The 12617-nt window shown below is 63.0% G+C and carries 13 protein-coding genes; 8 read left to right on the plus strand and 5 right to left on the minus strand.

The features are described 5' to 3' along the window. Positions 1-22: 22 nt before the first annotated feature. Entirely contained in the window at positions 23-913 is an 891-nt protein-coding gene (gene mutM / locus CK222_RS03090; RefSeq protein WP_095799337.1) for a bifunctional DNA-formamidopyrimidine glycosylase/DNA-(apurinic or apyrimidinic site) lyase, read from the minus strand. After that, on the minus strand, positions 897-2144 hold the full coding sequence (locus CK222_RS03095; protein WP_095799338.1) for a phosphopentomutase: 1248 nt from the start codon (positions 2142-2144) through the stop codon (positions 897-899). Before CK222_RS03095 ends, mutM begins: the two co-directional genes overlap by 17 nt. A 128-nt stretch (positions 2145-2272) precedes the next feature. On the opposite strand from CK222_RS03095, the gene CK222_RS03100 reads away from it, so the two are divergent. Then, on the plus strand, positions 2273-3199 hold the full coding sequence (locus CK222_RS03100) for a PhnD/SsuA/transferrin family substrate-binding protein (RefSeq protein WP_095799339.1): 927 nt from the start codon (positions 2273-2275) through the stop codon (positions 3197-3199). Between the two features lie 4 nt (positions 3200-3203). Here CK222_RS03100 and CK222_RS03105 read toward each other — a convergent pair whose 3' ends face one another. The 3 genes from CK222_RS03105 to CK222_RS03115 form a co-directional block, all read right to left on the minus strand. Next, complete coding sequence (locus tag CK222_RS03105; protein ID WP_095799340.1) at positions 3204-3824, minus strand: TadE/TadG family type IV pilus assembly protein; 621 nt, start codon at positions 3822-3824, stop codon at positions 3204-3206. Between the two features lie 129 nt (positions 3825-3953). After that, positions 3954-4553 (minus strand): TadE/TadG family type IV pilus assembly protein, encoded by a 600-nt coding sequence (locus CK222_RS03110; protein WP_095799341.1) that lies wholly within the window; start codon positions 4551-4553, stop codon positions 3954-3956. A gap of 135 nt (positions 4554-4688) precedes the next feature. Next, on the minus strand, positions 4689-5111 hold the full coding sequence (locus tag CK222_RS03115) for a pilus assembly protein N-terminal domain-containing protein (protein WP_066996418.1): 423 nt from the start codon (positions 5109-5111) through the stop codon (positions 4689-4691). A gap of 357 nt (positions 5112-5468) precedes the next feature. Between CK222_RS03115 and CK222_RS03120 the strand changes: the two genes are divergently transcribed. The 7 genes from CK222_RS03120 to CK222_RS03150 all read left to right on the plus strand — a co-directional run bounded on the left by CK222_RS03120 (position 5469) and on the right by CK222_RS03150 (position 12542). Further along, entirely contained in the window at positions 5469-5642 is a 174-nt protein-coding gene (locus CK222_RS03120; protein ID WP_067324571.1) for a Flp family type IVb pilin, read from the plus strand. 171 nt (positions 5643-5813) lie between these two features. Beyond that, positions 5814-6332 (plus strand): prepilin peptidase, encoded by a 519-nt coding sequence (locus CK222_RS03125; protein ID WP_095799342.1) that lies wholly within the window; start codon positions 5814-5816, stop codon positions 6330-6332. A 274-nt stretch (positions 6333-6606) separates the two neighbouring features. Beyond that, positions 6607-7419, plus strand: coding sequence for a Flp pilus assembly protein CpaB (cpaB, locus tag CK222_RS03130; RefSeq protein ID WP_067324575.1), 813 nt, complete (start codon positions 6607-6609; stop codon positions 7417-7419). Next, on the plus strand, positions 7416-8945 hold the full coding sequence (locus CK222_RS03135) for a type II and III secretion system protein family protein (protein ID WP_095799343.1): 1530 nt from the start codon (positions 7416-7418) through the stop codon (positions 8943-8945). Before cpaB ends, CK222_RS03135 begins: the two co-directional genes overlap by 4 nt. A gap of 14 nt (positions 8946-8959) precedes the next feature. Further along, positions 8960-9697, plus strand: coding sequence for a CpaD family pilus assembly protein (locus tag CK222_RS03140; protein WP_095799344.1), 738 nt, complete (start codon positions 8960-8962; stop codon positions 9695-9697). A 31-nt stretch (positions 9698-9728) separates the two neighbouring features. Beyond that, positions 9729-11012, plus strand: a complete 1284-nt coding sequence (locus tag CK222_RS03145) for a CpaE family protein (RefSeq protein ID WP_176477565.1) — start codon at positions 9729-9731, stop codon at positions 11010-11012. Positions 11013-11042: 30 nt separating this feature from the next. Continuing rightward, the gene (locus tag CK222_RS03150; protein WP_095799346.1) at positions 11043-12542 is read left to right on the plus strand and encodes a CpaF family protein; all 1500 of its coding nucleotides are present in this window, start codon (positions 11043-11045) and stop codon (positions 12540-12542) included. Positions 12543-12617 lie beyond the last annotated feature (75 nt).

The raw sequence follows: 12617 nt of genomic DNA on the forward strand, positions 1-12617 counted from the left end.
CGATTGAGGAGACCGGTCTAGCTCACCGCTGACAGGTCCGGCAATAGAAGGTCGATCGGCCGCTCTGCACGATGCGTTCGATATGGCCGCTGCAGCCCGGTTTCGGACATGGCTCGTCTTCGCGGTCATAGACCGCGAAGGAATGCTGGAAATAGCCAAGCGACCCGTCTGCCTGGACATAGTCGCGCAGCGAGGAACCGCCGGCGGCGATCGCGTCGGCGATGACCGAGCGGATGGCCGCGGCAAGGCGTTCGCATTGCTCTTTCGCTCTCTTGCCGGAGCCGGCTATGGTGCCGGCTTCGCGCAGCGGCGACAGGCCGGCGCGCCACAGCGCTTCCGACACATATATGTTGCCGAGCCCGGCGATCAGCCGCTGGTCGAGCAACGCGGCCTTGAGCGGCGATCTGCGGCCTTCGAGCAGCGAGGCGAGCAGGGGACCGTCGAGCGCGTTGCCGGTCGGCTCGATGCCCAGCCCAGCCAGCATTGGATGCGTGTCCGGCGCGCCTTCGGCAAACAGCATGAAGCCGAAACGGCGCGGATCGTTGAAGATGACGCGGGACCGCTCGCCCTTCGGGGAGTCGACATCGAATACGACGTGGTCATGCGCCTCGCTCTTCGAGCGCTCGTGATGGAAGCTGCCGGGAATGCGGCCGTTGCCAGCGGTTTCGACGCGGAACGATCCCGACATGCCGAGATGGCAGATCAGCACCGGACCGTTTTCGATGTGCATCGTCAGATATTTGGCGCGCCTGCCAAGCGCCGTCACGGACTTGCCGGCAAGCCGCTCCGAGAACCGTTCGGGAAAGGGAAAGCGAAGGTCTGGCCGTCGCGCATCGACATTGACGAGCCGCGCCCCTTCCAGGACCGGCTGCAGCCCCCGCCGCACCGTTTCGACTTCAGGCAGTTCCGGCATGGCCGCCTATCGTCGCGAGGAAAGAGGTGCCGTGGCGGCCACGCGCAAGCCCGAGATGATCCGCGATGGTTTCGCCGATATCGGCGAAGGTCGGCCTGAGCCCGATGTCGCCGCCCTTCAGTCCCGGCCCTATCCCGATCACCGGAACGCGTTCGCGGGTATGATCGGTGCCGCGCCAGGTCGGATCGTTGCCGTGGTCGGCGGTGAGGATGAGAAGGTCACCCGACTTGATGCGCGACAGCGCTTCCGGCAGCCGGCGATCGAAGGCCTCGAGCGCTCCGGCATAGCCGGCCACATCGCGCCGATGGCCGAACTCGGTATCGAAATCGACGAAATTGGCAAAGACCAGATCGCCTTCGCCGGCGTCGTCCATGGCGGAGAGCGCCTTGTCGAACATCGCCATGTTGCCGCCCGCCTTGCGCACCTCCGCGATGCCGCGATGGGCGAAGATGTCGCCGATCTTGCCGACGGCGATGACCTTGCTGCCGCGCTCGGTCAGCCGGTCGAGCAAGGTCGGCTCCGGCGGCGGCACGGCATAGTCGCGGCGGTTGTGGGTGCGCTGGAAGGTGGCGCTTGTCTCGCCGACGAAGGGCCGCGCGATCACCCGCCCGATGTTGAGCGGATCGACCAGCCGGCGCACCGTCAGGCAAAGCTCGCAGAGCCGCTCCAGGCCGAAATGCGTCTCGTGCGCGGCGATTTGCAATACGGAGTCGACCGATGTGTAACAGATGGGCTTGCCGGTCCGGATGTGTTCCTCGCCGAAGCGCTCGATGATCTCGGTTCCTGGCGCATGGCAATCGCCGAGGATGCCCGGCACCTTGCCTTCGCGGATGATCGCGCCGGTCAGCTCGGCCGGGAAGGCGGGCACGGTGTCGGGAAAATAACCCCAGTCGAAACGCACGGGCAGGCCGGCAATCTCCCAATGGCCCGACGGCGTGTCCTTGCCGCTAGAGACCTCCTGGGCAGCGCCATGGAACGACGCGGCAAGCAGCGGCGCGTCGAGGTCGACCGTCAGCCCGGTTGCCGTCTTGGCCGCGCGGGCAAGCCCGAGCGATATCATGTTGGGGACGGCGAGCGGTCCGCGGCGCAGGCCTCCACGATCCGCGCGGCCCTCGGCGCAAGTCTGCGCGATGTGTCCGAATGTGTCGGCGCCGGCATCGCCGTAGCGTTCGGCATCGGCCGCTCCGCCGATGCCGAAAGAATCGAGAACGAATAGGAAAGCCCGCGCCATAGGGGTGCCATCGTGCCAATCTAACCAGCCAGACATAGAGTTCCGCAGCGGCGTTGGCAAATCGGATACCAGACCGCAACGGCTTGGTGCAAAGTGGTGCGGATCGAGCGAATGCGGCAAGGATGGGTATGGGCGCAAAATCGACGGCAAGCCAGGCATTGAGGACCTGCGCGGCGGCTCTCGCGGTGCTCTCCGCGGCCCCGCCGGCGCATGCCGACTGGCGCGACGACATCGGCACGTTTCGCATAGGAATCGTCGCCGAGCCTGGAGGCGGCAACACGGTACCTGGTCTGGCGCGCTTGACGGATGCCTATACGAACGCTCTCGGCATGAAGGTCGAGTTCGTGGTTGCTCGCGACTATGCGGCATTGATCGAGGCTCAGGCGAGCGGCCGCATACAGTATGCGGTCTATTCGGCGCTCGCCTATGCTACGGCTTCGGAGCGCTGCGGCTGTGTCGAGCCGCTGGTGGCGCCGGTCGATGCCGATGGAGCCGCCGGCGTCCGTTCCGTGCTGGTGACGCGCGACGGCAAAGTGCCGGGCCTCACAGCGATCGCCTCGCATCGGATCGCCATCGCGCCCGCCGACAATGTCGCCGGTTCTCTCCTGCCGCTGACCGGACTGGCCGGCGAAGGTGTGCAGATCGCGCAGGATTCACCTTTTCTGGCGCGCGCCTCGTCGGCCACCGCGGCCGAGGCGATGCTCGGCGACGGCGAAGCCGACGGCCTGTTCGGCTGGGAGCCTGTCGGCGCCGACGGCCAGCCTACCGACACGGGCGGCACCATCCTGCGGCTTGCGGCCGCCGGCGTCCCGAAGACGTCGCTTCGGGTGCTGTGGAGCTCGGCTCCGCTGCGATATGGGCCTCATGCGGTGCGCAGCGATCTCGACGCCGAAGCCAAGCGCCGGCTGGCCGTGTTTCTGACCAATCTCAAGTCGCTGACTCCGGACGTCTACGATCTTCTGGAGCCGACGCACTCCGGCGGCTTCGAACTGGCCGTATCAAAGGACTACGCAACGGCCCTGGCCATCGTGCGGCGGGAAACTCGCGGGGATTAGTCCGTCAGCAGTCGGTGCAAGGAACCGTAGGACCGCGGCGCGGCCTCAGATAGTACGTTTCGCCCATCGATATGTTGTTGAAGGCCGAGGTCAATCCAAGCGTCGACGAACTGTCGGCTGACCAGGTGATGATCGGCTTATAGCCGAGGTCGCTTTCCACCCGGACAAGGAAGGTGTTGCGGATATTCAGCGTTGGCGGAACGGTGGTGGGACTGGTCTTCGCCGCGTCGGCGCTATAGGTGGTGCCCACGAGCTTGCGCGACCAGGCCACCGTCGCCTTGGGCGATGCCTCGTCGGAGATCTGGATCCCGGTGATGATGATCGTCGGCGTGGAGCGGTTGTAGGGCTGCAGCGTCGAGGTGCCGATCTTCATGATCGCGTCGAGATCGGCTTTCGTGACGCTGGTCTGCTGCGTGACGAGATCCGCCACCATGCTGCCGATGCGGCTGACCTTCTTGCTGGTTTCGATGGCCTGCGAGGCTTCCATCGTGATGAAGTACATGATGAGCAGCACCGGCACGATGAACGCGAACTCGATTGCCGCGACGCCGCGGCGATCGAGGCAAAACCGTGCCGCCTTCGTCACGAAAGCCGAAATTCGCCGCTGTGCCCCCGCACGGTACATATCCTACCCCCACACCGCCGTAAGTCTCGGCCGGCCGCAATCTTGAAGCATGTCTCCCGAAGTGGACCCGGTTTCGGGAGACATGCCGAAAATCAAAAAGCCAAAGCAGGTCGCCTCACGCGACCTGCTTCAGTCGTCGAATGGTTCGTTCTGCCAGGTCACCGATGCGAAGTGCAGCGTCTTGCCGCCATTCAGATTGGCCATTTGTTTGGCCAGGAAATCGGTGATCACCGGCCATTTGTAGAAAACCCGCAGCATGTTCTTCGATTCCGCCAGCCCGGGCGACACCGTGAAAGTCGTCGAGCTCGTGCCGGTCAGCACGATTTCGCCGTTCTGGATTTTGAAGCCCGCCGCCGCGGCGTCGGCGAAGGTCGGATATTCGCGCAGGTCCACCAGAAGTGAAGCATCTGACCCCGACCCAGGGCAGTTCGTGGCGACCATGATCTCCAGCCTGTCGCAGATCAGCGTCTTGATCGAGGCGTCGGTGACGTTGGCCTTCTTGAGCTGGCCGGTTCGCAGCTGGCGCGCGATATCGTCGGTGGCGTTGGCCATCACTTCCTGGCCGGCGAACGAGATGCAGCTCTCCAGGATGGCGAAAACGAGCAAGGCGAACGGCATGGCCAGCATCGCGAATTCCAATGCCGTGCTGCCGCGCCTATCGCTCAAGAAACCGAGGCGTGCCTTTGCCTCGGCCTTGCCGTCCATGTCACCCTTGGGCGCCCTGCTCATGTTCCGTTCCTGCCGATCCTTGCAATGTCGGCTGCAACCTATCGACCACCCATTGAGGTCCGGTTTGGATCAGCGTTAAACTCGGTGGACTGCCCTTAACCCGCTGTTAACCTGCGGGCGCTTGCGTCCTTAAGCTCAGCGGGCTGCGTTCATTTCCGTTTCGGACGTTTTCTCAGCCTCGCTCTTGTACGAGCTTTCGCAATAGGGCGTGCAGGACATGGTCTGGACTTCGGCGCGTCGATAGATGCGCACCGAGGACGCGGCTTGTCGGACGACCGTCACCTGCTCATCTATGATCGGGCTGCCATCGGAATCGAGCACGACCAGATTGGTCACGCCGAAACCCTTGCCGGTGAGAACGACCGTCGAGGCATCCTGCACGGCGGCATCGGCGATTGCCGGATTGCCGACGACGATCGTATCGGCCGCGCGCGACAACTTGACGATCTTTGCTTGATTCATGGTGACCTCGATGCCGGCGCCGGCGCTGGCCGGCATGACGGATGCGGCGACAGCCAGCAGCGCGACGACTGAAAATGGCGATCTCGACGAGGTCATTGAAGCGCTCCGGAGGGGCAGACTGTTCAACGGAACATGAACGAAATTGGTGAACCGACGGTTAAGCGCCGCATGGCCGCGATAAGGATTGGCCGGCTCGGCGGTCATAAGCCGGAGAGCATACGCTGTTTTAGCGAAATCGCGGATGGGCCGGATCTCCGCGCTTTTCTTGCCCGCCACTCCGCCTCTGGAGGTTTAGGCCACGGTTAACCAAGCAACGGGATCGCCTCCGGAAAGGAATCGGTAAGGGTATTTATTAAGCCGATCGAAAGGGCTTCCCCCTAGATTTGGCACATCCGATCAACCGGCAAGAGAAGTTGACGGAAGTGCTGTAACACGTGGAGTAGGAGCTCTCGAATGTCTAACCTCATCGCACGTTTCGTAAAGGACGAATCCGGCGCGACCGCCATCGAATACGGTCTGATCGCCGCCCTCATCGCGCTCGCCATCATGGTCGGCGCCGGCCAGCTCGGCACTGCCCTGAACACCAAGTTCAAGGCAATTGCCAGCGCGGTCCAAAACTCCAACTAACAACAACCCGAGGACGACGAAGTCGCTCTCGACGAGAAGGGCCGCCTCGAGGCGGCCCTTGTTCGTTGCAGCATCTGGTTGCGCGCGAATTTGATCGTCGGCACTCACCGACCGTTAATGGCGTGTGGCTAGACTGGGCGTGTTACTTTTCTCACGGCATTGTGTTGTCTCATGCTTGAAGCTGTAATCTTCGTCGTCTTTCCATTCTGCATGCTGTTTGCGGCGATCTCCGACATGCTTTCGATGACGATCGCCAACCGCGTGCCGGTGCTGCTCGTGGCGACGTTCGCTCTGGTCGCTCCTTTGACCGGGATGGACTGGGCCATTTATGGCGGGCATTTCGCGGCAGGTGCCCTGGTGCTGGCCGCGACGTTCGGACTGTTCGCGCTCGGCGGCATGGGCGGCGGCGATGCCAAGCTGCTGGCCGCGACCGCCGTATGGATGGGGCTCAACATCAATCTCATCGGCTACTTGGTGACCTCGACATTGATCGGCGGCCTGCTGACGGTTGCCATTCTGGCCTACCGGAAATCGCCATTTGCGGTTTACACCGGCCACAACCGTTTTCTCCGCCATTTCGCCGACGAGACCGCAGGCATTCCCTATGGCGTCGCGCTTGGTCTTGGCGGGCTCCTCACCTTTCCGGATTCTTCGTTGATGGTCTGGGCGCTGGATAGGCTCACGACCTAAAGCATATCGCCATCTTCAGATGCGCTCGGTGCGCTTCGGAGTCTGGCTTTACGCCTACCAAACAGCTTGTTGCCTTCGGAAAATCAGTTTCTGTGACAAGGGTTCTCGCGGCACTTGGCCGCCTTTTTTGTTAACGGCAAGGCGGTTCGGTCCAATTTGAGTAAACGTTAAATTAATCACGATCGTAAGCATTGCATTAACCTTGTTTTGACGATTGCGGCTGCAAAGTCCGGCTTGGCGAGGTGGTTTGCCTTGAGGCGAAGGGTCCGGACGAATGCCAGCATCCCGACTGATTATTCTGAGCGTGGCCGTGGCCGCGGCGGGTGGCGCGGGTTATGTCGCGAAGAACATGGTAGTGGCGCCGCCGGCTCAAGTCGTCGTCAACGCTCCCAAGCAGCCGGCGATCGCGCTGCAGGACGTGCTGGCGCTTTCCGGCGATGTCGCAATGGGCAGCCAGCTCGGTGACAACATCAGGTGGGAGCAGTGGCCGGCGAGCGGCATCAACGCTAATTTCATCACCCGTGCGGCCGAACCGGACGCAGTCGAAAAGCTGAAGGGCTCGGTGGCGCGTGTAGCCATGTATGCCGGTGAGCCGTTGCGGCGCTCCAAGCTGGTCGGCGAGGGGCAGAGCTTCATGTCCTCGATCCTGCCGTCCGGCATGCGCGCGGTCGCGACCGCCATATCGGCCGATACGTCCGCCGGCGGCTTCATCCTGCCCAATGACTTCGTCGACGTTATCATGACCCGGCGGGCCGACGCCAGCAATGGCGGCAGCGGCTTCAATACCGAGACCATCCTGAAGAACATCCGTGTCCTGGCCATCGACCAGACCATCCAGGAGGACGAGGAAGGCAAGAAGACCAGGGTCGGCCAGACCGCGACGCTGGAGCTCACGCCGCAGCAGGCGGAGATCATCACGGTGGCGCAGCAGATGGCGGACCGCCTGACCCTGGCGCTGCGTTCGATCACCGACACGAATGAGAAGAACCTGGGCGAGGCCGACTACCTGGTGAACGGCAATGGCCGGCGCGGCACGGTGCGATTGATCAAGTCGGGCCAGGTTTCCGAAGTGGGAGCAAGGAAATGAGGCTAATCGGCAAACTGCCCGTCATCGCGGCGGCCGCAATCGGCCTGTTCCTGATCGGCACCAATGCGCCTGGGCTCGTCGAGGCAAAGGCCGCGAACAGGGCGGCGGGTGTGACGGCCTCGGTTGCCTCGCAGCGCGTCAAGCTCGGCCTCAATAAGTCGGTGGTGATCGACCTGCCGAGCGACGCTTACGACATACTCGTCGCCAATCCCGCGGTCGCCGACGCAGTGACGCGCACGGCGCGCCGCATCTATCTGTTCGGCAAGGCGGTCGGCGAAACCAACATCTTCGTCTTCGGTCCCAACGGCGAGCAGATCGCCAGTCTCGACCTGGCGGTCGAACGCGACGTGGCCGGGCTGGAAGACTATCTCAAGCGCTTCCTCCCGACGTCGCAGATCAAGGTCGAACTGCTGAACGACAACGTGATTCTCACGGGAAATGTCGATACACCGCTCGACGCCAAGCGCGCCGTCGACCTGGCCACCATCTTCGTCTCGGGCGGTGAAGCGACGACTGGCCAATATTCACAGACGGCCGCCGGCGGGTCCGCCAATGGCGGCGTCGACATCAACAATCCCGACCAGGAGCGCCGCGTCTCCAAGATCGTCAATCTGCTGCAGATCATCGGCGACGATCAGGTGACGCTGAAGGTGACGGTTGCGGAAGTCAGCCGCTCGGTGATGAAGCAGCTCGGCGTCAATATGATCGGCAACGGCGGCAGCAACGGCATTTCCTGGGGCGCTCTCAGCGACAATTTCACCGGCCTCGGCAAGCAGCTGTCCAACTCGAGCTTCAATGTCGGGACGTCCTCGATCCAGGCCTACATCAATGCCATGGAATCGGCCGGCGTTATGAAGACACTGGCAGAACCGACGCTCACTGCGGTGTCCGGCGAGAAGGCGACCTTCAAGGTCGGCGGCGAATACAACATGGTGAACAGCGTTTCGGCCAACGTCTCCACCGACAACCAGACGGGTCTGAAGACCTATTCCATCGAGAAAATCGAATACGGCATCGGATTGGAGTTCCAGCCGGTGGTCCTGTCACCCGGCCGCATCAGCCTGAAGGTGCGGACTGCCGTTTCCGAGCCGACAACCGAGGGATCGGTTTCGCTGTCCGACGGCGGGACAAGCCCCGGTATGAACGCTTTGTCGCTGCGTAAGCGCCTGGCCGATACGACGGTGGAACTGCCTTCCGGCGGTTCGATGATGATCGCAGGCCTTGTCCGCGACGACGTCAGGCAGGCCGTCAATGGATTGCCCGGACTGACCAAGATTCCGGTCCTCGGCGCGCTCTTCCGCAGCCGCGACTTCGTGCGCAACGAGAGCGAGCTCGTCATCATCATCACGCCCTATCTGGCGCGGCCAGTGGCGCGCAACGAATTGGCCAAGCCCGACGATAATTTCAATGCGCCGAGCGACGGCGCCGGCATGTTCCTCGGTCGCGTCAATCGCGTCTACGGCACCATGCAGACCGATAGGCCACCTGGCCGTTACCACGGCGTCGTCGGCTTCATCTACAAGTGAGCGGGAAAGCGGACATGTCGAACTCAACAACGAAGGCGATGACGATCGCAGCGGCACAATCCGGCCGCGGACGATTCCGCGGGGCGTCTCCGGTCCTGGCGATCGCCCTTGCGGCGTCGCTCACCGGATGCGCCAACTTCCATCGCGACAGTGTGACGGTGGGCTCCATTCCGGACGACTACCGCACCAATCATCCGATCGTTATCGCCGAGAAGAACCAGAAGATCGACCTCCCGGTCGGCGCCGGTGATCGCGGCATGACGGCTTCGCAGCGCGACACTCTGCTCGGCTTCCTCGACGGCTACGACAGGAGCGCCGCGCCGGCGCTGACGATCGCGGCCCCGGTTGGTTCCGCGAACCAGGCCGCCGCTCAGGCCGCGAGCCGCGATTTCGCCAGGCTTGCGATGGCCGCAGGCGTCAAGCGCAACAATATCATCATGACCTCCTATCAGTCGGCCGTGCCCGAGGCTTCGGCGCCGGTCCGCGTGGCCTTCGTGGCGGTGAGGGCACAGACCGACAAATGCGGGCGTTGGCCCGAGGATCTGACCCAGACTTCCGAGAACAAGCACTACGCCGATTTCGGGTGCTCCTATCAGAACAACCTCGCCGCCCAGATGGCCAATCCCAACGATCTGCTCGGGCCACGCAAGCAGTCCGACATCGATGCCGAAAATCGCGGCGCGGTGATCGACGTCTACCGGGCGAGAGGCATTTCGGATGAGTTCCTCGGCAATTCGGAAGTGACTTACTGAGCCCGCGCCGGATCACGGAAAGAGCATGACGATGAGCAACCTTGCCTACGACACGCCTGCGGATCCCGGCGATCTTTCGCAACAGGACATCGCCGCCATGCAGGCGCTGCGCCCGGTGCCGCGCATCTCGATCCAGGCTTTCTGCGAGACCGAAGGCGTCGCAAATCCGATCGGGCGCGCCGGCGAGGATCGTCGCATGGCCAAGGCCCATCTCAAGGTCCATATGGGCGGCATCGCCACCGCGATCGAATTCTACCAGTCGGCGCCGACGCCAAACCTGATCCTGCTGGAATCGCGCAGCGAGCCGAAACAGCTGCTGGAGCAGCTCGCTCAGCTCGCCGAATATTGCGATCCGACCTCGAAGGTCGTGGTCATCGGCCATTACAATGATGTCGGACTCTACCGGGAGCTTATCCGTTCGGGCATTTCCGAATATGTCATCGCGCCGGTCTCGATGACCGATATCGTCAGCGTCGTCTCGTCGATATTCGTCGATCCCGAGTCCGATCCGATCGGCCGCTCCATCGCCTTCATCGGCGCCAAGGGCGGCGTCGGCTCCTCGACGATCGCCCACAACGTCGCCTGGGCGATGTCGTCCTTGTTCAAGTCCGAAGTCGTCGTCGCCGATCTCGATCTCGCCTTCGGCACCGCCAATATCAACTTCGACCGGGACCCCGCGCAGGGCATCGCCGAGGCGGTGTTTTCGCCCGAGCGCGTCGATGAGGTCTATCTCGACCGGCTGCTCGCGCAATGCGCCGAGCATTTGTCGCTGCTGGCGGCACCGTCCACGCTCGAGCGCGTCTATGATTTCGATCCGGACGCCTTCTCCCAGGTCATCGAAACGGCGCAGCGCAGCGCGCCCTTGCTCGTGCTCGACGTCCCTCACGTCTGGAGCGGTTGGACCAAGAGCACGCTGATCAAGGCCGACGAGATCGTCATCACGGCCACGCCAGAACTCGCCAATCTGCGCAACACCAAGAATATGGTCGACATGCTGAAGCGGCTGCGTCCGAACGACCCGCCGCCGAAGCTGATCATCAACCAGGCGGGCGTTCCGAAACGCCCGGAGATCGCGGCATCGGATTTTTCCGAACCGCTCGGCATCACACCCATGGCGGTGATCAATTTCGAGCCGCTGCTGTTCGGCAACGCGGCCAACAACGGCCGCATGCTCGGCGAAATGGACGCCAAGAGTCCGATCGTCGGCACGATCAACGAAATAGCGCATGTGCTGACAGGGCGCAGCGAGATCAAGGCGAAGAAGAAGGCAAGCCTTGGAGCCATCCTCGGCAAGCTTTCACGTAGCAAGAAGTGACGCTCGCTGAGCGGCATCGGGTAGTCGATCATGTTTGGTAAAAGAGGCACAGACGAAGGCAGCCGGGCAGCTCCCGAATTCCGTCCGCCAGCACCTCCTCCGGCCGCTCCCGCTCCGGCTGGGACGATCGCTGTCGATCGGCCGGCCGCGCCCGCGCCGAGCACGCCCGCCGCGTCCCCCGTTCGCCGTCCGGTGGAGGCGCCGCCGATGGCGCCCGAGCCGCCGAAAAGGGTCCAGCGCGAGCGCAGCGAAACCTACTATGACACCAAGAGCCAGGTGTTTTCCGCGCTCATCGACACGATCGATCTTTCGCAGCTCGCCAAGCTCGATCCGGAAAGCGCGCGCGAGGAAATCCGCGACATCGTCAACGACATCATCGCGATCAAGAATTTCGCGATGTCGATCTCCGAGCAGGAAGAGCTGCTCGAGGATATCTGCAACGACGTGCTCGGCTATGGGCCGCTGGAGCCGCTGCTCGCGCGCGACGACATCGCCGACATCATGGTCAACGGTTCAAAGAACGTCTACATCGAAGTCAACGGCAAGGTCGAACCGACCAGCATTCGCTTCCGCGACAACCAGCAACTGCTCAACATCTGCCAGCGCATCGTCAGCCAGGTCGGCCGCCGCGTCGACGAATCGAGCCCGATCTGCGACGCGCGCCTTCCCGACGGCTCGCGCGTCAACGTGATCGCGCCGCCGCTGTCGCTTGACGGCACCGCGCTCACCATCCGCAAGTTCAAGAAGGACAAGCTGACGCTCGACCAGCTGGTCAAGTTCGGCGCCATCTCGCCGCAAGGCGCGGAGATCCTGAAGATCATCGGCCGCGTCCGCTGCAACGTCGTCATCTCGGGCGGTACCGGCTCGGGCAAAACGACGCTGCTCAACTGCCTGACCAACTACATCGATCGCGAGGAGCGGGTCATCACCTGCGAGGACTCGGCCGAGCTGCAGCTGCAGCAGCCGCACGTGGTGCGTCTCGAAACCAGGCCGCCCAATCTCGAAGGCGAGGGCGAGGTGACCATGCGCGATCTCGTCAAGAACTGCCTGCGCATGCGGCCCGAACGGATCATCGTCGGCGAGGTGCGCGGACCGGAAGTGTTCGACCTTCTGCAGGCGATGAACACCGGCCATGACGGCTCGATGGGAACGATCCACTCCAACAGCCCGCGCGAATGCCTGAACCGTATTGAATCGATGATCGCCATGGGCGGTTATTCACTGCCGCAGAGGACGGTGCGCGAGATCGTCGTCGGCTCGGTGGACGTGATCATCCAGGCGGCTCGTCTGCGCGACGGCTCGCGCCGCATCACCCACATCACCGAGGTGATCGGCATGGAAGGCGACGTCATCATCACCCAGGACCTCGTCCTCTACAACATCAAGGGCGAGGACGCGAGCGGCCGTCTGATCGGCGAGCATGTCTCCACCGGCATCGGCCGGCCGCATTTCTGGGATCGTGCCCGCTACTATGGCGAGGAGCAGCGCCTCGCCAACGCGCTCGAGGCCATGGAGAAACGCGCTGACTAGAGCAATTCCAGGAAAAGTGCGTAGCGGTTTTCCGTCCGGAATTGCGTAAAAACAAATACTTAGAGCGGGTCAGCG

This window comes from Mesorhizobium sp. WSM3866 (assembly GCF_002294795.1).
Taxonomy (GTDB): Bacteria; Pseudomonadota; Alphaproteobacteria; order Rhizobiales; family Rhizobiaceae; genus Mesorhizobium.